The organism is bacterium (assembly GCA_019695335.1).
Lineage (GTDB): Bacteria > CLD3 > CLD3 > SB21 > SB21 > JABWBZ01.
In genome coordinates this window covers 1-24,308 of the sequence record JAIBAF010000040.1, presented here as the reverse complement: position 1 = coordinate 24,308, position 24,308 = coordinate 1, and the positions used below count along the sequence as shown (strand labels likewise).

Sequence of the window (24,308 nt, the reverse complement as noted above, 5' to 3'; positions counted from 1 at the left end):
TATAAACAATGGTCTCCGGCAACCTTACTCATTATATCCTGTCTCATCATCACCTTGTATGTATTGTATGCTTACAACGTACGTGGGTCATTTTTTGGACAAATAATTACGCGTTCTCAAATAAACCTTTTACAATATTACCGACCCCTTTCTTCTGAAAAATACTTCCCTGCACCGAACATGTATTTGAAAAAGATTAATCCTGATCATCGCGGATCTTTAAACCCTGTTTTACATTCGCCAAGTTCTCGCAAAATTGCGCTGACTTTTGATGCGTGTTCTACTTTGCTCCCAAGCCGTGTCGACAGTACCGTCATAGAAATACTTATTCGCACTGGAGCCCCGGCCACTTTGTTCCTCGGCGGAAAATGGGTTCAGGATAGACCGGACGACGCGCGATTTCTAGCGACCATTCCCTTTTTTGAAATCGGGAATCATAGTTATCTCCACGGGCATTTGACACGTGTATCGGATGAACGGCTGCAAGATGAAATTCGATGGACGCAAGAAATTATTTACACAGTCACAGGTGTGGTTCCGAAATTTTTCAGACCTCCTTATATTGAATATGACGACCGGGTAATTCAAACAGCAGCCGCACTGGGACTCACAACCATCGTCGGCGATATCCCATCCGGCGATCCTGATCCCCATGCCACAAAAGAAAGGCTTATAACACAGATTCTCAACGGAGTTAAGAGTGGTACGATCGTTATCATGCACATGAATAAAGGCGGTAAACATACAGCCGAGGCATTGCCGGAAACGATTCGCTTGTTGCGCGAAAATGGATATGAGTTGGTAACAATGAGCGGGTTATTAGAAAATCAGGATCAGGTGTTGGGCGGCAATACAATAGGCGGCTCTTTGGGTAATATAAAATAAAAAGTTGATCCGAACCCGGATTTACTTTTAAACCAGATACTTCCCCGGTGCAATTCAACAATATATTTAGCCGTGTACAATCCAAGCCCGGTACCGGTCGTCATGTCCGATGAACTTAGCCGCCCGTATTTTTTAAAAATAACGTTTTGTTTCTCAGCCGGAATGCCGACACCGCTGTCTTTGATTCGCACCTGAACCTGTTCGCCTTTGTCTTCCAATTCGACTGAAATCCTTGTATCCGATCGGGAAAATTTAATAGCATTGCTTAATAAATTATCCATTACACGGCTTATTTTATTTCGATCGCATGCAATGGTAAAATTAGCTTCATTGAACTTCATTGAAAAGCTAACCTGTTTTGCAACGGCTGTCGGGCGTTGCAATTCAATCCGGTCACGAATCAGTTCTTTTAAATCACACATTTCATATTTAAGCTCTGACTGACCAGCTATAAGCTTCGATTCGTTGAGTTGTTCTTGCACCATCGCTCGCAAATTACTGGCGCTTCGCTTAATGATTTCTAAAAATTTTTTCTGATTGGAATCAAGCGAGCCACCGGTAATATCATTGAGCAATACATCGGCTGATTGTTTAATGTTGTCTAATGGACTTTTAAAATCGTGAACCAATTTACTGAAAAAGTCCGATTTTAAATTTTCTAATTCGCGCAGTTGTTCGGTCATTGCATTAAAAGCCGCCAAAAGCTCTTCCATTTCTTTAAATCCTTTGGCTGGAACATGCGGTTGCAATTTACCTTGTGCAACTTCCTGAGCAGCCGATTTAAGTACCCTGAACCCCGACAGAATCTGCCGAACGTCGTGAGTGAGAATGACAACAAATATTAATGTCACTATGAGAATGCCGTAGCTCAACCAATTCATAGAATGGCTGATTTCATTGATCGTATTGATACGTACAATCGTATTTTGATTGCTTATATGCTCAAAGGTATTCAATCTGGCCAGCATAGAATCTGATAATGCACTGATCCATCGATCGAATTTCGTATTAAAATTGCGCGCATGACGGGCATCGGCTGCTGTTCTTTGTTTTTCAAATAAATCACCAATTTGCTTTTCAAAAATTTTCAGATCATTAATTTGTAGAATCTCATTACGAAAAGCAGTTTGATTGGCTTCCTGCACTTCCGAATATCCAAGCCCTAATCCCAATACTAAACGATCAAAATTACTATTGTAGATTTTGTCAGCCGTCTGATGCCAGCGTGAAGACAGAAAAAGTAAACTATCAGCGCTGTATTGAATATCGCCCATTTCAGAGGTCATAGCGCCGATATTGTTTTCAAAATTTGTTGATCCAATGTTTGTGGCCAATACAGCAGCGAGTTTCTCCTGATTGCGTAGCCCCGAATGAATACGCTTTACTAACTGAGTACGCGAATGTTCCAGTGGCGTCAAAACATCCAATAACGTGTGAACGCGTTCCACATGATGATTGAGATAAAACCAGACAATTAACCAAAAACATAACAGAAAAAAGTAGCCCCCGTATATTTTAGTTCGTAAGGACATAGCAAGCGTACTGAATAAATGAATAAAAAAAGTCACCCTAAATTATTTCAGGGTGACTGTCATCAAAAGAGCTTTTTGGATTTGACGAGATTATGCTTTTCCGATAAGAAACAACGTCTGATTGTATTCCACGGGTTGACCGTTTTCGACAAGAATTTTGGCAACTTTACCGCTGACTTCGCTTTCAATTTCGTTCATGATCTTCATGGCTTCGATAATACACAAAGTCTGTCCCGGTTTAATAACTGTACCGACATCCACATAAGAATCCGCATCAGGAGCAGGTGAACGATAAAATGTGCCTACGATCGGCGATTTTACTTCAATAAATTCGCCTTTGTCTACTACATCGAGCGGACGCTCGGCTTGCGATTTCGTTATTGTTTCCTGGCTTTCGAATTGCAGCGGTTGAGTCGTCGGAGTGTGTTGTACTAATGGAGGTGGAAAATGGGAGGTCTGATGAGCCTGTGGTAGTACCGTCATAGCCGAAACTCCATGATTCTTACTGATACGAACTTTCAGTTTACCTTTGGCCTTCGATAATTCTTCTTCAATCTCGACTTCATTGACATTACTCTCATCAACTATTTTGATGAGTTTCTTCAACTCATTAAGATCCATCATCACCACTCCTCGAGTCGATTAATTACAAAATTTTATTTAGTGACGCGTTCCAAATATTCACCGGTACGAGTGTCGACCTTGACGCGATCACCTTCATTGATAAAAAGAGGAACATTCACGGTCGCTCCGGTTTCCAATTCAGCAGGCTTGCTACCGCCTGTCACCGTATCACCTCTTACACCCGGCGCCGTCGTTACAACTTTCAATTCAACCGTAATAGGTAATTCGATATTAACCGCATTCCCTTCATAGAAAAGGATTTTCGGTGTAATACCTTCGCGTAAATAATTGGCCGCCTCACCTACAGTCTCTACCGGTATCCCCACTTGCTCGAACGTAACATTATCCATAAAATGCATCATACTTCCATCAGAATACAAAAATTGCATTTCTTTAGCATCGGTACGAACCTCTTCTAGCTTGTCATGTGAACGGAAAGTTTTTTCAATAACACGCCCTGTCCTGACATTTTTTAATTTAGCGACTACAAACGCACGCCAATTACCAGGGTTCCGATGTTGAAATTCAGTTACGATAAATAAATTACCATCCATTAAAATAGTCATGCCCGTTCTAAAATCGCTAACTCCTGCCATGAAATTCTTATTCCTATTATGTCAAAAAAGATATTGATTATTCAAAGGTTGGCTAAAGTATCAATTCCGAGTTTGAAAGTCAAGTTTTTTATCCTCCCAAAAATTGCATAAAAACAGCTTGTTAACAAACATACAATGAATTGATTATTGTAATTATTACGTTTTTTCTTTATAATCGATTTAATCATTTTTTTCAACTAACGGGGGCAATAACTATGGTATCATACAATCAAAAAACAAAAAAAATGCTATTTGAAGTGGATTTGACAGATGCCCGATCGGTTGAGCTTTTAGGTGAATTCAATGGATGGAATGAAAATCGTCATCCACTTAAAAAAGCTAAGAATGGAAAATGGAAAATTGAAATCGCTTTGACTCCCGGTGAGCACCAGTTTTTATACAGAGTTGATCATCAACGATGGATGGCGGATGATTCAGCGCCGAAACGGAATAACGATTTTGGCACTGAAAACTCAGTTTGTATGGTTCCGGTTTCCGAAAATAAACCGAAATCCAAAACCAAAAAAAATGTCCAAAAAAAATCCCGCGTTTAAGCGGGTTTTTATCGATTTACCATAAATTGTTTGAATTGCTTACCGAAATCTTTCGGAGTCGGATAATGGGTTCCTGCCGGTGGTGACCATGCTGCCAAAGATTTTGCCCCCTCCATATCAATCGCATAACGATTACCGGATTTAAATACTTTCTTTTTCAGCACCAATTTCTCTAGTTCTTCTTTCAAAGCATTCAATGTTTTATCCGACTCGGAAATTCCAACACGTTTTGCGATAATATTCAATGAGGCCGGCATGTAATTCAATCCGTATTTCAGTATCATGTACTCGATCACAGATTATTCTCCTTCAAAGGACGGTAGAATTGTGCAGGAATTTATTGGGTTAGAAATAAAAACTATGATAGACTACTTGATCGCCAACTTTGGTTTCAACTTCTGAAAAACGTAATTGTAGTAATTGAATTCGAATACGATTTGCTAATTCTTCGTTAAACGTATTGTGGATGAATTCAATATCTTTGGGAGATCCTGATGGAGTAATAGTAAATTTTACAGCAACACGACCTGTTTTTACAGCACTGTTATTTTTAATCGATTGGAATGAATTCATGAATTTGTAATCATTCTGAGTAATGACACCTTGAATGTCACCTATATCGCGAAGCTTGCGAGCAGTCGCACGCGATTCTTTCAGTAATTCATCGGCAATTTTGCTTTTGGATATAGAAACGATCTCTCGTTTAATAATTCGACGCTCGACATCGACTTGGACATTGGCCATCGTTTGCGTTTGCCGTATGACTATTTCTTGTTTAGCGACTGACTTTTTAATAGAATTGCGAACAATATTTTTGCGCTCACTTCTGACGGACTGCAAATTTGCTGACAAGTTATTAATGTCATCTTCCGAATAGGTTTTCACTATCGCCAAGGCCTCATACGATCTTTTATTTTCGACGACAGACGTTTGTTCGCTATGGGACTGAGCAACTGATTGACTGGGTTGAAAAAGTTGCACGTCAATCTGAGGAGGATGAACGGCAATAGAATAAGTCAAGACAGTGTTTGCAACAACAGGCTGCATCAAAGTTTTGAGGATTTTAGCAGGTTTAATAATGGCCCAATTCAATAAAAACCCTGCGAACTTCCCAGCATCGTTCAGGTTTTTTGCGATAATAGAACGAATTTTATCTTTAATGCTCATTTCAACGGATTCACTGATTTCTACACTGGATTCAGCGCCGGCATATTGAAGCTTAGTGCCTACAAACAAACGCATCCGGTCTTCGAGATCAATACGGTCTTCCCAATGATCGCACTGTTCTATAAAATGCTGCATCAAAATGATTACTTTAGGCATATCCATTTTTCGCACCACGCCATTCGTGCAGTAGTCGTTAAGTTCCCCAAGGAATTCACAAAACAATGCGTCTACTTTGGGATTGCCTGAGTTTGTTTCTGCAGGGTTAAACATATTGCTCACGACCTTTGAAAGTTAATTTCAACAAATTTTTACCGTTGAACATTCAGATTCTTTATTTGTGACAATGTTGATGAATTAAGATATTCCGGATATTTCTTTTGCAAAAATTTCTTGAATTGCTTGATTACCCGATTAAGCCTAGCCCGAACCGCATCTTGTGAATTGTGCATTGCATCAGCAATGTTCTTGGTATGCAAATTCTGTAAATACAATAAGAATACTTCCTGATCAAGTGAATTCTTAAGTGATTGTACAAAAACTTTCACAATTCGTTCAAATTCTTTTAATTCAAATTCTTCGTCTGGAGTATATTGATCTGAGGAAACTGAAAAATTATCAGAAATATCCTCGTAGCCTGAAGTACGTCCTTGAAATTTTTGAATTTCACGAATATATCGAACTAAATGCTTGTTAGTAATGTTATAAATCCATGTTGAAACTTCATAGGTAGGATTGTATTCTCGCAGATTTTCCAAAACATCGAAAAAAGTATTTTGAATAATATCTTCGATCACGTATTTTTCTTGATTCGAATCTGTCCCCCGATTAAAATTAAGTTTGTACTTGATATATAAATACAAACGCTTTTTATACCGATTCCATAATTCCATCATAGCCGCTTCATGCTCGGTACCTTCAATGCTCAAACGTATTAAATCGCGCTCTTTAACCTCACACCAAACAATTTTCCCGGTTGAAGGCTTATCGGTTACAGGTTTATTGTGCATAGAAAATTTTGGGAATTTAGATGATTTTTTCCGAATAGATTTTTCAGAAAATAAAAATATTCTTTCGGATTGTATGTGATTTAGAGCACACTATAATCAAGACAAAATCATGAATAGAAAAGAATTAATTTAAGATAAGTCAAAGTAACCTGCATAAGCAAGTAATATTTTGTTTATTATAACCTTATAAAAAGGCTTCAAAAATGATTGCATTTTATGAACCTCATACTGGACAACACCTATTGCATAAAAAAGAAACAGCTGTTCCGCTAGTCGGATCAGAAGAAGTTTTGATACGTGTTAAAGCTTCCGGGGTCAATCGCGCCGACTTACTTCAGCGCCGTGGTTTGTATCCCCCTCCAACAGGCATCACTTCCATCATGGGATTGGAGTGCGCCGGAGAAATCGAACAGGTCGGAGAAACTGTGATTGGATGGAAGTCTGGAGATCGTGTATGCGCATTATTGGCGGGTGGGGGTTATGCGGAATTTGCATGTGTACATTCATCAATGTTGCTGAAGATCCCTGGAAGCTGGTCCTATGAGCAAGCGGCTGCTTTTCCGGAAGCATTCTATACGGCTTATTATAATTTATTTCGCGTCGGCCATCTCCAAGGATCGCAATCAGTGCTCATTCATGCCGGCGGAAGCGGTGTTGGAACGGCAGCAATTCAATTGGCCCATGCGCGTTTACATAAAATATTCACAACCGTGGGCTCGGATGAAAAAGCTCTGGTTTGTCATAAACTTGGCGCGGATGATTGTATCAATTATAAGACTGACGCCTTTGAGAAAAAAATTTTAACCATCACCGATGGTTATGGCACTGATGTGATTTTAGATGTGGTCGGGGCAAAATATCTGGAGGCTAATTTACACTGTCTCGCACATAATGGAAAATTGGTAATCATTGGATTGATGGGAGGGATAAAATCTTCTTTGGATCTCAGCGTATTACTTAATAAAAACCTGATGATTCGTAGTACAACGCTCCGCAATCAACCTCTATCAATGAAATCCGAGCTCACTCAACACATTCGGCAAGATGTTATGCCATTAGCCGAAACAGGAAAAATCAAACCTATTGTTGATTCCGTTTTTTCCTTCGATGATGTAGAACAAGCGCACGAACGCATGCTGAATAACAAAAATTTTGGCAAAATAGTTCTTACATGGTCATAAATCTGTTTTTTTCAAAAATATTGCAACTCTGAAGACAGGTTGCCGTAAAACTAAGCGCTTATCCTTAAAGAATACAATTATGACCATTTCAGACCAAGCAGATATTCGCCGTTATTCGGACTTAAATTCACTCGAATGTATGCGAGCGCGATTTGTACAGCATACATTTCCACGTCATTCGCATGATACGTACGTCATTGAATGGGTGGAATCGGGTATTGATCGATTTTTTTGTAAAGATGCTATATATCAAGCTCCGGCCGGCAGTTTTGTTCTGATCAATCCTCTTGAAGTACATACCGGCTCAGCTTCAGGCTCATCGGCATTGCAATATCGCAGTATGTATCCATCCGTCGATATGATGACGGACATTCAAAAAAATTTTCAATCTCACTCTCAGGAAATTCCCCTATTTTCAAAAACGGTTATTAGAGATGCTGCCCTTGAAAAAACATTCAAAAAATTTTGGAGCTCACTTGATGAGGATGGTACGCCGGTGCGCCGCCAGACTTTACTGATGATGTTTTTATTGCAACTGCTTCGGCGATATTCTGCTACAGCCTGTGACCCTAAGCCAATCGGTAAAGAGAAAAACTCCATTCAAAAAATCAAAGATTATATCGCCGATAACTATACTGAGACCATTTCCTTAGACGAACTGGCAACGCTTTCAGGCTTGAGCCCTTTTTATCTCCTTCGTGCATTTAGAAAAGAAACCGGGCTGCCACCTTACGAATTTCTTATCAATATACGTATTGAGCGTGCTAAGCGACTTTTAATTCGAAGAACGCCAATCGCAGTTGTAGCCCATTCAACCGGTTTTGCCGATCAAAGCCATTTTACTCGTTTTTTCAAACGACTCACTGGCGTTACACCCGGACAATATCTCTCCTAGCTCAGAAACAAAATTACGCTCCAATTCCAACCTGATCGAGAATAAACGCATAGTCGAATGCAATTTCTTTCAAATAATCGTATCGACCGGAAGCACCGCCGTGCCCGGCGCCCATATTTGTTTTAAGCAAAAGAGCACGCACATCCGTTTTCATAGCACGTAACTTTGCAACCCACTTGGCTGGTTCCCAATACGATACACGGGGATCGTTGAGTCCGGCCGTCACAAGCATTGCGGGATAGTTTTGAGGATTTACATTGTCATAGGGAGAATATGAACGGATATACTCAAACGATTCCTGAATATTGGGATCACCCCATTCTTCATATTCCGTGACCGTCAACGGTAAGCTCGGATCCATCATGGTATTCATTACGTCGACAAACGGAACTTTGGCAACCACAGCATGAAAAAGTTCAGGGCGTATATTGACAACAGCTCCCATCAGCAAACCTCCGGCACTTCCACCCATGATAGCTAGCCTGTTTCGTGAAGTAAATTTTTCAGAAATCATCAGTTCAGCGCATGCAATAAAATCCGTAAATGTATTTTTTTTGAATTGTAATTTACCCGCTTCATACCATCGTCTCCCCAAATCTTCTCCGCCTCGAATATGCGCAATGGCAAATACAAATCCGCGATCCAGCAAACTTATCCGGTTCGACGAGAAACTTGGATCCATCGTAATTCCATATGCGCCGTAACCGTACAATAACGCCGGATTTTGTCCGTTTTTTTGTAATCCTTTTTTATAAACCAATGAGATGGGAATTTTGGTCCCGTCATCCGCTGTGGCCCATATACGTTCCGATATATACAAGTTCGGATCGTAATCTTTAACGTCATCTTGTTTTTGCAAAATTCTATCGCGGGTATTCATTTCATAATCGAAAATACTGAGCGGCGTCACCAATGATGTGTAACTAAAACGCAACACCGATGTATCAAATTCAGCATTGGCGGAAGGGTACACATAATAAATTGGCTCCGGGAAAGCGATACGATGATCAATATTGTTTTCCGTATTGATAATTCTGATTTGTTTTATGCCTTCCTGCCTCTCGTAAATAACCCAATAATTCCTGAACGCATCGATACCTTCGATCATAATATCCTCGCGATATGGAAGCACTTCTTTCCAGAATTTTTTTCCCGGTGAAATAACGGGTGTTTGCATCAATTTAAAATTGATCGCCCGGTCATTGGTACGAATCAAAAAATATTCTCCCCAATGATCGACACTGTATTCCAAGCCATCTTCACGCGGATGAATGATTTGAAAAGAATCTTCAGGCGAATCAGCCGGCAAAAACCGCACTTCTGAAGTTCGTTTGCTGTCAATCTGGATAAATAAAAAACTTTCGCTGCGCGATTTCTGGATATCAACAAAAAACCTCTCGTCTTTCTCTTCAAAAATTACAGGATCATTGGCCGGATCCGTGCCGAGTCGATGGCGATGTACACGGTACGGACGGCTGGACGCATCGAGCGTATTATAAAAAAAATTACGATTGTCATTCGCCCATTGTAAACTGTAGTACGTACGCTCAATGATTTCGTCGAGTAACTTTCCGTTGTCCAAATTTTTGATGTAAAGTGTATATTCTTCTGATCCTGCCGTATCCAAAGAATAAGCCAGCAGTGTATGATCGGGACTGATTTCAAAAACGCCAAGCTGCAAATAATCGTACGCTTGTGCTAATTCATTTAAATCCAGTAAAATTTCCTCAGCAGCATCGAACGATCCTGATTTGCGGCAAAAGATTTTGTACTGTTTGCCTTTTTCCGTACGATGGTAATAATAAAAATTGCCTTTTTTGACCGGCACCGATTCGTCCGTCTCCTTTATGCGCCCAATCATTTCCTTGTATAAGTTTTCTTGCAAAACTTTTGTATGGGCCGTCATGGCTTCGGTAAAATCATTTTCTTCCTTCAGATATTGGATCACATCCGGATTGTCTTTCTCGCGAAGCCAATAATAAGGATCGGAAAAGTGCTGGTTAAGATACATCAGAGTGTGTGGTTTCACGATTGCTTTTGGAGAATTCATGAATTTCTTGTGTATGGTTCCAATGTTTAAGTCAGTATAATCCGAATTAAATTTAAATTCCATAATCATATCGAAGTGAGAGGATCAGTAGTATTAATTAACTCTTTACTTTACTTTCGGCGGTTTGTAATTTCAAAAAAACCTCTTATCGCATTAAGAATCATTTATGCGAATCCTAAGTCTGTTAATACTTATATGGCTCGGATTTAGCGGTATCGAAGCACAGGAAACCGGACGTGAGAAAATCGGTTTGGCTTTAAGTGGAGGTGGCGCCAAAGGATTTGCTCACATTGGTGTCTTTAAAGTACTGGAGGAGGCCGGTATTCCGATTGATTATATAGCCGGCACCAGCATGGGCTCGATTGCCGGTGCGTTGTATTCGATCGGGTACACCGCAGCCGAATTGGACAGCCTGGTCATTTCGACGGATTGGGACGACTTATTCGACGATAACGTAGGACGTCGATATATGCCGATGGAAGAAAAACTGGAAGACGGCCGTTTTATCGGTTCTGTTTTTTTTAAAAACGGGAAAGTTCAACTGCCTTCAGGACTCGTCGCCGGACAAAAAGTATCAAATTTTATTTCAAAGCTGACATGGGGCGTACATCATATCAGTAATTTCCACGAGCTCCCGATTCCGTTCGTATGCGTTGCCACGGATATTGAAACCGGCGCGGCCGTGACAATCGATCACGGATATTTGCCTGAAGCCTTGCGGGCAAGTATGGCAATTCCTACCGTCTTTACGCCGGTACAGTACGAAGGGCGCTTACTGGTTGACGGATTGCTCACACGTAACTTCCCTGCGGAAGACGTCAAAGCGCTCGGCTCGGATATCGTCATCGGCGTTGACGTCGGTTCAGAGCTTCGTGCAAAAAATTCGATTAATTCCCTGCTCGATGTGATGGACCAATCGCTCAGTTTTCAAATTGTCGCTTCGAACAAACAACAACAAGGTTATTGCGACGTATTGATCCAACCTAACTTAAACGGTTATACGGCAGCGGACTTTGACAAAGCACGCGCTATTATTGACAGCGGCGAGGTGGCTGCCCGCCGGCAATGGTCTCGCCTCAAAGGAATTGCCGAATCGATTTCCCGCCAAATCGCTCAGCGTTCTATTGCCAAGACGGATGTCGATTCAATTTTTATTTATCGCGTTAAAGTACAAGGTTTGAAATTAGCCTCTAAACGGATGTTACGAACACAGTTGGGTATTACCGCTCCGGCATGGGTCACGGCGGCCTCACTGGAACAGGCGATTAATCGCGTGTATGCTTCCAATTTTTTTGAAAGAGTTGCATACCAACTTGTTCCCAGTGAACAAGGTACGATGTTGGTGATCAAAGCCGTAGAAGCGACAACCGACCTTTTACGTTTTTCCTTCCGGTACAACAGTGAATCCGACGCCGCCATTTTATTGAACATGACTCTGCGTAACCGATTGATGCGCGGTTCCGTTTTTCGAGCGGACGTTCAACTTGGAACCGAATTTCAAACAGTGGCTTCGTATACGGTTATTACCGATATTCCGCCCCGCATTGGTTTACGAATTTCAACAGACTATTTCGAATCTCCGTTACGGTTTTATCAACCGGCGGGCAATTTCTCCGAGATTGATTACCGGCAATGGGGCGGCGACGTTTTGGTGGGATCGATTTTTTCGAATGTTTTTCTTGCCACCGTCGGAATTCGTAAACAAATCTCCGTTTTGGAGAAAAATGATTTGAATGTGGCGCTGCCGGGCAGTAAAAACTTTCACGCACTCGTCGGGCAATTACTCATCGACACGTACGACAAAACGGTTTTTCCTACGAACGGGATTCAAACTCAAAATGTAGCGGTGTGGGCTGATAAAAAAATTTACAGCCCTGCTTCGTTTTCATCGTATCAATCTGCCGGAATGATATTTGCGCCGATGACTTCAAAAGTTTCCATGATCTTGGGATGGCGATTGTCGAGAACGCACGGTAACGATGTTCCGATCAATATGCAGAACAGACTCGGTGGTGCCAACATTTTTCTGGGACTTGATCCCGGAGAACGGTCCGGCCAATATCTTCGAATGTATCAATTCGGATTTCAATATGAATTTTATCCGCATCGGTATTTGTTGCTTCGCGGTAATGTCGGTAACGCGGCTAACACATGGATGGGATTTACTCCAAAAAATAATGATGTTAAAGGAGGCGGGCTGACTATCGGCGCCGAAACTTTGTTAGGTCCCATCGAATGGACAATCATGCATAGTACTGAACACAGCGTCTTAACCTATTTTAATATTGGGTACCATTTTTAATTAACATGAATTATGATCATTTGATTGTTTAATATTTTTTTGACTTACTTAACCATATTCACAAACCTAATCCATTATGAAAAAGAAAGAAAAATCCAAAAAATCGCCGATCAAATCCAAATCTGTAACACTTTTGATCGGAACACGTAAAGGCGCATTTCTATTGCGTAGCGATGCAGCCGGCCGGACATGGAAACTTTCCGACCCGATCTTTCTAGGACATGTCGTCCACCATCTTATCAAGGACCCGAGAAGCAAAACGCTTTTGATGGCGTGTAAAACAGGACATCTGGGACCTACGGTATTTCGTTCTCTTGATGGCGGTAAAACATGGAAGGAAGCATCGACGCCTCCGTCATTTCCCAAAGCGCCGGAAGGTGAAAAAGGTCGCACTGTCGATCATGTTTTTTGGTTGACTCCGGGACACGAATCTCAACCGGGAGTTTGGTTCGCCGGCACATCACCGCAGGGAATTTTCTGCAGCGAGGATGACGGCGTGACTTGGAAGGGCGTCGAAGGATTCAACCGCCATCCGATGCTTGAACAATGGACGGGCGGCGAAAAAGACGGTACACCGGACGGACCGAAATTGCATTCGATCCTGATCGATCCGCGTGATGCAGCGCATATGTATATCGGATGTTCGAGCGGCGGTGTGTTCGAAACCCTTGACGGTGGAAGAAATTGGAAACCGCTCAATCAGGGTTGCGCGTCCGATTTTATTCCGGCTGAAAATCCCGAATACGGGCACGACCCGCATTGCGTAATTCTGCATCCGTTATTTCCGGATATTCTGTATCAACAAAATCATTGCGGTATTTACCGTATGAGCCGTGAGAAAGGCCGCTGGGAACGCATTGGAAAAAATATGCCCGAGAAAATCGGCGACATTGGTTTCCCCATTGTCATCCATCCCCGTGATCCAAACATCGCGTGGGTTTTCCCGATGGACGGCACGGACGTGTGGCCGAGAACCAGTCCCGGCGGAAAACCGGCCGTATATCAAACATCGAACGGTGGTCAGACATGGAAATGTTTGGACAAAGGATTTCCGAATAAACACGCGTGGATGACTGTTTTACGCCAGGCTATGACAGCCGATGATAATCCCCGCATTAATTTGTATCTCGGAACAACGCATGGTGAAATTTGGGCGGGAACGAACGAAGGCCGCGCATGGAAATGTATTGCGCGTCACTTGCCGGAAATTTATTCAGTTGAAATTGCAAAGTGAACTTATGAAAATTCATATCCCATCGCCGCTACGTTCATACACCCAATCGCACGAAGCCGATATACAAGGAACGACGCTGGCCGATGCATTGGTGGATCTTGATCGTCAATTCCCGGGCATACGATTCAGAGTTATTAACGAGCAAGACCGGATCCGCGAACACATTAAGTTTTTTGTCAACGAAAAATCTGTTTCGGATATTCAGGTTCAACTTGGTAAAAACGACGTCATTCACATTGTGTGCGCTTTAAGCGGAGGCTGATCTGTTATTTTTCTAAAGGTTCATCATTCCATATAGTCCGGAAAACTTTCCACTCGCCGTTTTCTTTTCGCAAAATACGCATGACTTTGTAACGTGAATGCATGATATCGCTGTTTTTTGTTTTCATAGAACCGCTAATCGTTCCCCATTCGAATGCATAGTCCCCGATAATCTGCACTTCTTCAAAATTCAGCACATAGTCCAAAACTTCGATTGTCTGCATCGATTCTTTCATTTTCGAGAAATTGGCATCCAGAATATCTTTACCGCGAATCATTTTGCCTCCCGGCGGAAGTACAACCGCATCGTCCGACATGATGGATCGTAACGTTTGATAATCGCCTTGTTTTGAAGCCGCCATATCTTTCTCATGCAAACGGCGAATGGCTTCAAGATCCTCCTTGTCAGACATGCCGGTCTCCTTCGTTTTGTTATGGGTGCATGACGCTATCGTACAACTCATTACAATAAAATGACGATCACACGATACATTTTTTCTCCAAATTGTCGTAGGTCGAAATCAATGATTGAAAAAGTAGAAAAGATTATTATGTAGTGCAAGAGGCAGGCAAGGCAATTATTGGGTACAGCATTACGCTCTGATATGATTGCGTATCATTAGAACGGTGATATCCTGTAAAATCATTTCAATAAGTTTATCCAATCTATCCTTGACCGGATTGCATAATTCTGTTCCGGAAGAAAAATCTTCGCCTTCGATCCCATAGACATGTATAATTTCGGGAAGTGTGCCGAGTGCGCGGGATAATTCCACTGCTTCCGCAACGCTGAAGGCATGTGTTGAATAATTAAAAAAATTCGTCGGGATGTTCTCTCCCTGTGCTTCAAAATGATGTAGCGTACCGGCTTCTCCATCGGAAGCTACGGCATCGACCAAAATTACGGCATCAGCCCGTTTCCACGCCTCCATCAACGACGTCCCCTCACCGCTGTGTTCGATCACAGCAACGTCATGAATATTTTTGGCGGCAATTTTCCGCGCAATAACTAATCCGACGCTGTCATCTCTTCGAAATTCATTGCCGATACCTATCACCAGAATCGGAATTTTCTCATCATTCTTCACGATCAATCTCCAGTTTGAGAAAATGCGTCGCACAGGAAATGCATGGGTCGTAATTGCGCACCGCTTGTTCGCACTGCCATGTCAATTGATCTTTCGGCAGATGTATATATTGGCTGACATACTGATGCAGATCTTTTTCAATTTGTTTTTGATTCTGCGACGTCGGCGGAACAATTTTGGCGTCTTGAATCAATCCTTTGTCATCGAGCGTGTATCGGTGCCAACATATTCCGCGCGGCGCTTCCGTGCATCCTTGTCCTCGCCCGGCTTTTGGCGTGATTGCGATCATCGACGGTTCCGGCGGTTCGTACGACTCGATCAGCCGCAGCGATTCATTGACAGCATAAAGCGTTTCAAGACTTCGAACGACGATGCCTTTGAAAGGATTATTGATCGGTGGTACACATTTTACTTCTTCGGCTAGTTTTTTTTCTTCGTCATGAAGTTGATTGAAATTTAAATTAAAACGCGCCAATGGTCCGACAAAGTAGGCGCCGCGGCCTTTGATCGCTGAATGCAAGGCATGGCTGTGGGTTTCGTGAGATTCCTCAAAAAATTGTTCATACTCGCTCACGTCAATATTCAATCCGCGATTCGAGATCAGTCTTCCTTCCGTAATGGCATATTCGTCGGGATGCGATAACGCTACGTATTCATAATCCATATCGAATTCCGGGAAATTAAATCCCGCAACGAGACGGACCGTTTCAATCGCTGCTTCACGGCACCACTGCAATTCGTCGACCAATGCCTGCAATTCCGATTTCGACGGGGCCCGATAAAAACCACCCACGCCGACATTGATCGGGTGTATGGCACGCCCGCCGACCACTTCCATAATTTCATTACCAAGTTTTTTCATGCGTAACGCTTTTTGAACCAAATCGCCATGATCTTTCGCCATATGAATCGCGCTTTCATATCCCAAGAAATCCGGTCCGTGCAGCATATACACGTGCAATACATGGCTTTCGATCCATTCGCCGCAGTAAATCAGCCGGCGCAAGTCACGGATACCCGGACTCACTTTTACGCCAAAAGCATTTTCCATCGCCTGAGACGAACTCATCTGGTATGCGATCGGGCAAATTCCGCAAATGCGCGCCGTAATATCCGGCGCTTCTTTATATAAACGTCCGCGCAGAAAGGCTTCAAAAAAACGCGGTGGTTCGAATATTTTAAATTGTACGTTTTTGACCTTACCGCCTTTCACTTTGACGTAGAGCGAACCTTCGCCTTCGACGCGAGCAAGGTAATCGACTTTAATAATTTTATCTTTTGAAGCTATACTGGCTGTTTTCGTTTCACTCATGAGCTTCGCTCTCCTTTCGAAACGCATCGGCGTAGGCATTGAAACTGCGGAAGCGGCGGACGATCTCGCGGTTGTCCATTCCGTTTGATTGCCACCAATGGCTCAGGCTTTCGGTGTTAGACAATTCTTTAGGGCCGAAACATCCGAAACATCCCCGATGATAGGACGGACAAATCGCGCCGCAGCCCGCTTGCGTCACCGGACCCAAACACGGCACACCTTCCGCAACGGCCAGGCACGTCGTGTCACGGCGTTTACATTCCATACAAACGCTGTAATGCGGTAATTGCGGTTTGCGTCCGGCCAGCAGTGCCACGATCGCTTCAATCAATTGTTTTTTACTGATCGGACAGCCGCGCAGTTCAAAATCAACGGCCACGTGATCCGCAATCGGCGTGGATTTATTCAATGTTTTGATGTAATCGGGCTTGGCGTAGACGACCGGAATGTACGATTTGACATCGGTAAAATTGCGCAGCGCCTGAATGCCGCCGCCTGTCGCGCATGCGCCGATCGTGACAAGAATCTTCGAATCGCGGCGGATCTGGTGAATTCTTTCCGCATCGTGCGCGGTCGTGATCGAGCCTTCGACCAGCGATACGTCGTAAGGGCCTTTGATCACGGCGCGCGAAGCTTCCGGAAAATTGGCAATATCAATTGCGCCGGCCACGGCGAGCAATTCATCTTCACAATCCAACAATGTCAACTGACAGCCATCGCAGGAAGCAAATTTCCATACGGCCAGTTTCGGTTTACGATGCGTTGCCATACTATAATTCCCTTCTCAGCATCAGGTGTTTGATCCGGTCGTAGCGAAAGACCGGCCCGTCTTTGCAAATAAAAAAGTGGCGGAACTGGCAATGCCCGCACACACCGATGCCGCATTTCATATTTCGTTCCATCGACAAGTATAAATTTTCTTCCATAATGCCGCGTTTGGACAATTCCAATAGCGTATAACGCATCATTATTTCCGGCCCGCACACGAGCGCAATCGTCATTTCCCGGTCAAAATGGAATCGCGGCATTAAACTGGTCACCACGCCAACATTACCGCGCCACGATGCATCGGCACGATCGACCGTCACGCTCACATGCATATCAAAGCGCCCACGCCATTGTTCAAGTTCCTTCACATACAACATATCGTCCGGTGTACGTGCGCCATAAAGCATAAGAATTTTACCGAATTTTTCACGATGATGGAGAATGTAGTACAACGCAGGACGCAGCGGCGCTAAACCGATTCCTCCGCAAATGATCACGATATCATGCCCGTGCGCTTCCGCCACCGGCCACGGTACGCCGTAAGGACCCCGTACACCGACGATGTCGTTTTTTTTCAGGTTGGCCATGAATTTCGTCACTGATCCGACGGCACGAACTGTGTGTGTAAGAATATGATTCTTGGTGGGATTACCGCTGATGGAAATCGGCACTTCGCCGGCGCCCCAGACGTACAGCATATTGAATTGTCCGGGCTCGAATGAAAAAGTATGACCGTCAAGCGGCATCAATTCCATCGAAAAAGTATCATAGGTTTCTTTCCAGAACCGGTCTATACGAAATGGCCTTGAAGCCATCGGTTGCATCGCTTCGGCAATCATAATCGTCCTTCATTTAATTTCCGTACACATCCAGGAGTTGTAGGCGCGTCGATTCCAGCCGCTGGCTCACGATATTCGAAAAGCGTTTGAGCAATTCGAAACCGAGGTCGTGATCGTGTTCGCATTTATCGCGGAGACATTTCCCGTCGAGCGCGATGGCGCGGGTGATTTCCACGGCACGCGCGTCGAATTGCCAATTGTACGGCGGAATCAGCCACGACCAGCCGAGCACATCGCCTTCGCTGATGGTTTGAATGGTAATGTGTCCTTTTTCGGCGGCATACATTTCCAGCGCCACTTTGCCGTGCCGGATAAGGTAAAATTCATTGGCCTCCTGGCCTTCTTTGAAAATAAATTCGCCTGTATCAAACCGCACGTTTTTGGCGCATCCTACAATCAGTTCCAGGTGATGCTGGCTGAACCCCTGCAAAAAAGGGTGTTCGATCAAATAGGCCTTCAGATCTTCCATCGTTAGCTCCTAAGAAGTTTTGGATGTATCGCGTTCACGAAATGCGCGTACTTCTTCCGTCAGATCGATCCCAACGGGACACCACGTGATACAACGCCCGCAGCCGACACAGCCCGATTCGCCGAATTGATCGATCCAATAGGAAAGTTTGTGCGTCAGCCACTGGCGGTACCGCGATTTCGCCGACGTCCGGACACTGCCGCCGTGTAAATGCGAATGCGTAGCGGTAAAACACGAATCCCACCGGCGGCGTCTTTCCGCCGTCGTTCCGGTCAGATCGGTCGTGTCTTCGACGTCGGAACAAAAACAGGTCGGACAGACCATAGTGCAATTGGCACAGGACAGGCATCGCGAAGCGGTCTCGTCCCATCGGGGACTTTCAAATTGGCGGTCGAGGAGTTCCTGAATATGGGCCGTGTCCAAGGTTTTCGTCATCATTGCCGTTGCCCGGCTCTCCCATTGCGTCGCTTGTTGAAGTTCCTTCTCGGTGGCTTGCGTGAGCGGTACCGATTGCATCAGCGCCGCTCCGCGATCCGTCCCTATTTCGACTACAAAATAATGCCGGTCCGTATCCGCTACCTCCGTCATCGCCAGATCAAACCCATTGCGCGCGCGCGGACCCGTATTCATCGAAGTACAAAAACAATTGCTCCCGGCCTGAGTACATTGCATGACAATCATGAGCAATTGATCGCGCCGAAGCGAATAATTGGGATCGGCATAAGGTTTATTGATAAAAACTTTATCCTGGATATGTATCGCCTTGAGTTCGCACGGCCGAACGCCAAAAAAAGCATAGCGTGGTGATGCCGGCGAATCCGGTTCAATTTCAAATTTCCCGTTCTTGCGCGTCGCTTTCCATAAACGGGCTTCCGGCGGAAATAAAAAGCGCTTCCACGATTGCGCGCTCAGAGTATAACCGAAAGCTTCCGGTGCTGACGTTTCTTTGAGCCGGTATTGGCCGCCGACCTGTTCGTCCGTCAAGCCTTGGGGAAGTTCATCGATTGAGCGGATCGTGTCGTAGAGAATGGCTTGATTTTTAACGGTGGGCCCAACAAGGGTATATTTTTGATCAATAATAGCATCAAAAAGCTTCTGAAGATCTTTCCATTCTAGAATAAGCCGTGAACCAATTTCCATAAAAACCCCTCTGTTTTAAAACCCGTAATTTGGGGATTTCTTAAACACTGATAAGGTAACATGGCGTGCAATTTTTAGCCAAGACTTTTATCATAGTAAAACATGATGTTTGTGAAAAAAATCACTTTATTTTTAAATTAAATAAAAATATATCATTACTAACGTAATTCGATTTAAAATTCAATTTAAGATTTATGTACTATAAATTACCGACAATGTTATTTATCTTGACAAATAATCTTGTCGGTAGTATATTCAAAATATGTCAAATGTTGATTCCATTAAAATTATAAACAATTCTGAAAAAGCCGGAAAAGCACTCCATCCGCTTCGGCTCCAAATCCTGCGTTCACTCAGCCAGCCCGGCTCTGCCTCTGCTCTTGCACCCAAACTCGGCATTCCGCGGCAAGTAGCCAATTATCATTTACGTGAACTTGAAAAAGCAGGATTGATTCAATTTGTTGAAGAAAAAAGGAAGGGAAATTGTGTCGAGAGAATTTACCGATCGGTAGCTCCGGCATTTGTCGTGAGTCCTTCGGCGCTCAGTTATATCAAAGCAGACCCGAAAACCATAGATCGAACTAAATCCGAATATCTGATTGCCCTTGGCAGTCAATTGATCGATGATGTTGCTGCGTTAAGCCAAAGTCAGCCGGTACCCACACTCGCATTGGAAACACGGGTAGCGTTTCACACGGAAGAGGACCGCCGAGGTTTTGCTGAGGAATTAGCTTTTTTTCTTGGTAATCTCGCCGGCAAATATCATCACGAAAACGGCATCCCCTTTCGCCTGATATGTGCCGTACACCCGGAAGTGCAGAAACCATAATTTTTACTGGGAGTATGATATGGAAGAAACGAAAAAAATTCGTCTGGGCATTCACATTTTGGGTAAACCTGCTGACGTCTTTGATGCGTTAACTAAACCAGAATTAATGAAACAGTGGCTGTGCGACGGTGCCGAAGTTGAACTCAAGCCGGGTGGAAAATTTCGTTTCTGGGGGGAAGCATTGTATGGATGCGTCGACCCTAAAGACGCCCATCAAATTTTGTCTACCGTTCAAAAACCGTCACGACTAGAAATTCGGTGGCCATGGATCGGCATGCAGACGCGCCTGATTTTTGAAATTGATACGGTCGGCCAAGGTTCAATCGTCACTATTACGCATGAACTGCTTGACAATTCCAATATCATGCATTGGTATCTCGCCTCGGATGGCGTGCAGATTTTTTTGTACAATTTGAGACACTTCGTCGAAACCGGCCGATCTTTACTGAATTTTAGCGTCAAAGATCCCGGAAATTCCGTACGGATGTCCGTCACCATCGACGCACCGCCCGAGGACGTTTGGTCAGCTTTAACCGTACCCGAAAAAATGGACGAATGGATTTCAACCAGGGCAACCGTCGATCTTAAAACAGACGGCAAATACAATTACGGCTGGAAATTCGATGCCGAATACGGGCCGCGCAAAATCATCCGGATTGAACCGGGAAAATCGCTGACAACGGATTGGGTTCATCGCGATTTCGACCAATCAATCGTCGAGTGGACGATTGAAGGACAAAAAGGAAAAACCACTTTAACGCTGTACCACAGCGGTTTTATAAAAGATATGGATATTCCGGGATACATTCGCGGTTGGTACGCTTATATGGGTGCTATCAAAGCGTTCTCAGAACATCGCGATCAGGCAATGTGATCAGGGACAGCCGAACCAGTTATGAATACTTCCGAATTAATAACCGTTGCAAAAAAATTTACCGGCGTTTTTGAGCTATCTGAAAAAAATTTTCAGGCCGGATCCGTTGCTGCCGCAATCATTACAAAAAAAGGAAACATTTATACCGGAATCAGCATCGACTTGGCATGCGGTATCGGGTTTTGTGCTGAACATGCAGCTATCGCCGATATGCTCAAACATCGTGAAACAGAAATTGACATGATTGTTGCAGTAAGCACGGTCTCAATCCTGGTGCCATGCGGGCGATGCAGAGAAATGATGCTTCAGGTTGATCGAAAAAACCTTTATGCCAAAATTTTGATGAATGAATTTGACGTCGTAACGCTCGATCGGTTATTGCCGTATGATTTCCAGAATGTGAATACATAGACTTTTGTACAAAGGAGGAATTATGCCCGATCAAAAAAAGCATTATGCCATTTATCATGACCTTATTATCAAAGCGCCTGTCAACAAAGTTTTTGGAGGCGTTTCAACCCCTAAATTGCTCGATGAATGGTGGACACAAACGTGCAAAAATGCCGCCGGCAAAGACAATGTTTTTGAACTGGGCTTTACGCCGAATTGTATTTGGTATGGCAAAGTTATTAAACATGTTCCCAATAGCGAATTTGAACTCTTGATTTTTGACTCGCACAACGATTGGAACGATACCGCAGTGGGATTTATTCTGAATGATAAAGGAGGCACGACACGCCTTAGTTTTTATCATTCCAATTGGAAAGAAGTGAACGAACATTTCCGCATTTCTTCGTACTGCTGGGCTGTATATTTAAGAGTGCTCAAAGGTTATTTGGAAAAAGGTATTCGTATTCCATACCATGAGCGGGATAACGTTTAGTCCCCATTCATCTACAATTTTTTAAATCCTTTTCAACCGTGAAATCAGTCGACGTTACAATCGAAATCAACACTTCCCCGTCAACCATTATCAGCGCATTTACGGATTACAAAATGCTTAAGGCCTGGTGGGGCGTCGAACGAGCGCTTATCGAGAAGCGGAACGGAGGCCTATATACGTTGACATGGAATATTTCAGAAAAAGGATTCGGCTATGTCACAACAGGTATTATCAAAAACTGCATACCGGATAGGTTGCTAGAAATCGATCGCGTAATATATTTGAATCCCGAGCGTGATTTACTAGGTCCAATGTCACTGACAGCTGAAGTTGTGATGCAGGACGGGCATTCGCAGCTTCAACTGTGCCAAACAGGATATCAAAGCGGACCCGATTGGGACTGGTATTACGAAGCCGTCAAACAAGCTTGGCCGGCAGTTGTTCAAAACCTCAAGAAATACCTTGAAAATTCAACGCCACCTCAACAGCCGATTGACTAAAATTGACCCATGTGTCCCAAGGCCTTTCAATAATCCCTTGTTTTTCACCCCGCTTCTGCATTACTATCTGTCAATTGACCCGTTAACCCTAGGGGGGTGATAAGGATGCGACCATGCCTGAACGAGAAAATGCCATTGTATTCATGTTTCAAAAACCGCAGCTGCCGATTGTTGTTGTTGCGACTGTACTTGTAGTAGCTTCCATCGGAATTGCCGATTACCTCACAGGATATGAAATATCCTTTTCGCTTTTTTACCTTTTACCCATATCGCTCGCCATCATCTTTGGCAATTTTAACCTTGGAATCGTCATCTCGGTTGTGTCGGCAATAATTTGGTTCTCTGTGGATTTTTTATCAGGCCATGAATACAGCAATACATTTATTCCTATCTGGAATGCTCTGATGCGTCTGGGATATTTCACTTTGCATTCATTACTGTTATCAAAAATGATTGCCAACTACGAGCAGCAAAAGAGCATCTCTAATCGTGATCAACTGACCGGTGTTTATAACTGGAGGTTTTTTTCCGAAATATTGGAGCGCGAGTTGAACAAAGCAAAAAAGTCCGCTTCATCTTTATGCTTATGTTACATGGACATGGATAATTTCAAATATGTTAACGACAATCTTGGACACGATGTAGGTAATCAGGTTTTAATACGTTTTTCATCAACGGTTACCGGCAATCTTAACGGCCGAGACGTTTTTGCCAGGATCGGCGGCGATGAATTTGTTTTGCTGATCACTAATAAATCGTATGACGAAACTGTACGTCTCGTATCGCATTTATTCGACGTCTCTCAAAAAGAACTGAAAACCATTTCCGAAAAATTATCGCTCAGTTTCGGCGGCGCTTTTATTAAAGACGCCGATATTTCTTCCAAAGATCTATTAAAAAAATCGGACGAGATCATGTACAAAATTAAAAAAGGCGGCAAATCGAATTTTGAAATCGTGACGGTTTGATTGCGCGGATTCAGAAACGTGCATGAAAATGGAAAATTAAATGAAGTCCCTCTTGAATTGCACTCACTAGTTATCAAACATTCGGCATATTGTGAATGCTGATAAACAACAAACCATGAAAGCCCTACTCTACAACAAAAAAGCCTCACCTCATCAATTAGTTTACTGCGATATCGACAAGCCAATTCCGGCTGACGGCGAAGTTTTGGTAAAAATAATGGCTGTTTCGCTGAATGCAGCCGATTATCGCTCAATGCAAAAGGGTTTCATTCCGAAACGAAAAATCTTTGGAGCGGATATCGCTGGCTGCGTGGAATCGGTAGGCAAAAATATCCGGCAATTCAAACCGG

The 24,308-nt window shown here is 43.4% G+C and carries 28 protein-coding genes; 14 read left to right on the top strand and 14 right to left on the bottom strand.

Annotated elements, in window-relative coordinates; translation table 11 throughout:
- The first annotated feature begins 186 nt into the window (after positions 1–186).
- Positions 187–885, top strand: a complete 699-nt coding sequence (locus tag K1X84_11005) for a polysaccharide deacetylase family protein (GenBank protein ID MBX7152162.1) — start codon at positions 187–189, stop codon at positions 883–885.
- Here K1X84_11005 and K1X84_11000 read toward each other — a convergent pair.
- The 3 genes from K1X84_11000 to efp all read right to left on the bottom strand — a co-directional run bounded on the left by K1X84_11000 (position 834) and on the right by efp (position 3,637).
- Entirely contained in the window at positions 834–2,417 is a 1,584-nt protein-coding gene (locus tag K1X84_11000; GenBank protein MBX7152161.1) for a HAMP domain-containing protein, read from the bottom strand. The two genes, K1X84_11005 and K1X84_11000, sit on opposite strands and share 52 nt — an antisense overlap.
- A 90-nt stretch (positions 2,418–2,507) precedes the next feature.
- Complete coding sequence (accB, locus tag K1X84_10995; GenBank protein MBX7152160.1) at positions 2,508–3,038, bottom strand: acetyl-CoA carboxylase biotin carboxyl carrier protein; 531 nt, start codon at positions 3,036–3,038, stop codon at positions 2,508–2,510.
- A gap of 35 nt (positions 3,039–3,073) precedes the next feature.
- Positions 3,074–3,637: an elongation factor P gene (efp, locus tag K1X84_10990; GenBank protein MBX7152159.1), complete on the bottom strand. Its 564-nt coding sequence runs from the start codon at positions 3,635–3,637 to the stop codon at positions 3,074–3,076.
- A gap of 215 nt (positions 3,638–3,852) precedes the next feature.
- On the opposite strand from efp, the gene K1X84_10985 reads away from it, so the two are divergent.
- Positions 3,853–4,191 (top strand): isoamylase early set domain-containing protein, encoded by a 339-nt coding sequence (locus K1X84_10985; GenBank protein ID MBX7152158.1) that lies wholly within the window; start codon positions 3,853–3,855, stop codon positions 4,189–4,191.
- Between the two features lie 8 nt (positions 4,192–4,199).
- On the opposite strand, the gene K1X84_10980 is transcribed toward K1X84_10985, so the two are convergent.
- The 3 genes from K1X84_10980 to K1X84_10970 are packed head-to-tail and all read right to left on the bottom strand — an operon-like array spanning position 4,200 to position 6,365.
- Positions 4,200–4,487 (bottom strand): hypothetical protein, encoded by a 288-nt coding sequence (locus tag K1X84_10980; protein ID MBX7152157.1) that lies wholly within the window; start codon positions 4,485–4,487, stop codon positions 4,200–4,202.
- A 49-nt stretch (positions 4,488–4,536) separates the two neighbouring features.
- Entirely contained in the window at positions 4,537–5,628 is a 1,092-nt protein-coding gene (locus tag K1X84_10975) for a hypothetical protein (GenBank protein ID MBX7152156.1), read from the bottom strand.
- A gap of 38 nt (positions 5,629–5,666) precedes the next feature.
- Entirely contained in the window at positions 5,667–6,365 is a 699-nt protein-coding gene (locus K1X84_10970; protein ID MBX7152155.1) for a sigma-70 family RNA polymerase sigma factor, read from the bottom strand.
- Positions 6,366–6,568: 203 nt separating this feature from the next.
- Between K1X84_10970 and K1X84_10965 the strand changes: the two genes are divergently transcribed.
- Positions 6,569–7,546, top strand: a complete 978-nt coding sequence (locus tag K1X84_10965; GenBank protein MBX7152154.1) for an NAD(P)H-quinone oxidoreductase — start codon at positions 6,569–6,571, stop codon at positions 7,544–7,546.
- Between the two features lie 79 nt (positions 7,547–7,625).
- Positions 7,626–8,441, top strand: coding sequence for an AraC family transcriptional regulator (locus tag K1X84_10960; protein ID MBX7152153.1), 816 nt, complete (start codon positions 7,626–7,628; stop codon positions 8,439–8,441).
- 13 nt (positions 8,442–8,454) lie between these two features.
- Here the strand turns inward: K1X84_10960 and K1X84_10955 are convergent, their stop codons facing one another.
- On the bottom strand, positions 8,455–10,560 hold the full coding sequence (locus K1X84_10955; protein ID MBX7152152.1) for a S9 family peptidase: 2,106 nt from the start codon (positions 10,558–10,560) through the stop codon (positions 8,455–8,457).
- A 97-nt stretch (positions 10,561–10,657) separates the two neighbouring features.
- Between K1X84_10955 and K1X84_10950 the strand changes: the two genes are divergently transcribed.
- The 3 genes from K1X84_10950 (at position 10,658) to K1X84_10940 (ending at position 14,289) form a co-directional block, all read left to right on the top strand.
- The gene (locus K1X84_10950; GenBank protein MBX7152151.1) at positions 10,658–12,793 is read left to right on the top strand and encodes a patatin-like phospholipase family protein; all 2,136 of its coding nucleotides are present in this window, start codon (positions 10,658–10,660) and stop codon (positions 12,791–12,793) included.
- A gap of 76 nt (positions 12,794–12,869) precedes the next feature.
- Entirely contained in the window at positions 12,870–14,027 is a 1,158-nt protein-coding gene (locus K1X84_10945; protein ID MBX7152150.1) for a glycosyl hydrolase, read from the top strand.
- Positions 14,028–14,031: 4 nt separating this feature from the next.
- Entirely contained in the window at positions 14,032–14,289 is a 258-nt protein-coding gene (locus K1X84_10940; protein MBX7152149.1) for a MoaD/ThiS family protein, read from the top strand.
- A 4-nt stretch (positions 14,290–14,293) separates the two neighbouring features.
- Here K1X84_10940 and K1X84_10935 read toward each other — a convergent pair whose 3' ends face one another.
- The 7 genes from K1X84_10935 to K1X84_10905 form a co-directional block, all read right to left on the bottom strand.
- Positions 14,294–14,701, bottom strand: a complete 408-nt coding sequence (locus K1X84_10935; protein ID MBX7152148.1) for an SgcJ/EcaC family oxidoreductase — start codon at positions 14,699–14,701, stop codon at positions 14,294–14,296.
- Positions 14,702–14,881: 180 nt separating this feature from the next.
- Positions 14,882–15,376 carry a hydrogenase maturation protease gene (locus K1X84_10930; GenBank protein ID MBX7152147.1) on the bottom strand — a complete coding sequence of 165 codons (495 nt, stop codon included), beginning with the start codon at positions 15,374–15,376 and terminating at the stop codon, positions 14,882–14,884.
- Positions 15,366–16,688 carry a Ni/Fe hydrogenase subunit alpha gene (locus K1X84_10925; protein MBX7152146.1) on the bottom strand — a complete coding sequence of 441 codons (1,323 nt, stop codon included), beginning with the start codon at positions 16,686–16,688 and terminating at the stop codon, positions 15,366–15,368. The genes K1X84_10930 and K1X84_10925 overlap by 11 nt, the downstream gene beginning before the upstream one ends.
- Entirely contained in the window at positions 16,681–17,457 is a 777-nt protein-coding gene (locus K1X84_10920; GenBank protein ID MBX7152145.1) for an oxidoreductase, read from the bottom strand. The genes K1X84_10925 and K1X84_10920 overlap by 8 nt, the downstream gene beginning before the upstream one ends.
- Position 17,458: 1 nt before the next feature.
- Positions 17,459–18,295, bottom strand: coding sequence for an FAD/NAD(P)-binding protein (locus K1X84_10915; protein ID MBX7152144.1), 837 nt, complete (start codon positions 18,293–18,295; stop codon positions 17,459–17,461).
- 13 nt (positions 18,296–18,308) lie between these two features.
- Entirely contained in the window at positions 18,309–18,764 is a 456-nt protein-coding gene (locus K1X84_10910; GenBank protein ID MBX7152143.1) for a cyclic nucleotide-binding domain-containing protein, read from the bottom strand.
- Positions 18,765–18,773: 9 nt separating this feature from the next.
- Complete coding sequence (locus K1X84_10905; GenBank protein MBX7152142.1) at positions 18,774–19,904, bottom strand: 4Fe-4S dicluster domain-containing protein; 1,131 nt, start codon at positions 19,902–19,904, stop codon at positions 18,774–18,776.
- A gap of 262 nt (positions 19,905–20,166) precedes the next feature.
- Here K1X84_10905 and K1X84_10900 point away from each other — a divergent pair, with 262 nt between their 5' ends.
- The 7 genes from K1X84_10900 to K1X84_10870 all read left to right on the top strand — a co-directional run.
- Entirely contained in the window at positions 20,167–20,733 is a 567-nt protein-coding gene (locus K1X84_10900; GenBank protein ID MBX7152141.1) for a helix-turn-helix domain-containing protein, read from the top strand.
- 19 nt (positions 20,734–20,752) lie between these two features.
- The gene (locus tag K1X84_10895; protein ID MBX7152140.1) at positions 20,753–21,607 is read left to right on the top strand and encodes an SRPBCC domain-containing protein; all 855 of its coding nucleotides are present in this window, start codon (positions 20,753–20,755) and stop codon (positions 21,605–21,607) included.
- A gap of 21 nt (positions 21,608–21,628) precedes the next feature.
- A complete protein-coding gene (locus K1X84_10890) occupies positions 21,629–22,018 on the top strand; it encodes a cytidine deaminase (protein ID MBX7152139.1) in 390 nt (129 codons plus the stop codon).
- Between the two features lie 22 nt (positions 22,019–22,040).
- On the top strand, positions 22,041–22,490 hold the full coding sequence (locus K1X84_10885) for an SRPBCC domain-containing protein (protein ID MBX7152138.1): 450 nt from the start codon (positions 22,041–22,043) through the stop codon (positions 22,488–22,490).
- A 38-nt stretch (positions 22,491–22,528) separates the two neighbouring features.
- Complete coding sequence (locus K1X84_10880; GenBank protein MBX7152137.1) at positions 22,529–22,990, top strand: SRPBCC domain-containing protein; 462 nt, start codon at positions 22,529–22,531, stop codon at positions 22,988–22,990.
- 113 nt (positions 22,991–23,103) lie between these two features.
- Positions 23,104–23,958 carry a GGDEF domain-containing protein gene (locus K1X84_10875; GenBank protein MBX7152136.1) on the top strand — a complete coding sequence of 285 codons (855 nt, stop codon included), beginning with the start codon at positions 23,104–23,106 and terminating at the stop codon, positions 23,956–23,958.
- Positions 23,959–24,073: 115 nt separating this feature from the next.
- The coding region (locus K1X84_10870; protein ID MBX7152135.1) for an alcohol dehydrogenase catalytic domain-containing protein at positions 24,074–24,308 on the top strand (235 nt) is incomplete at its 3' end.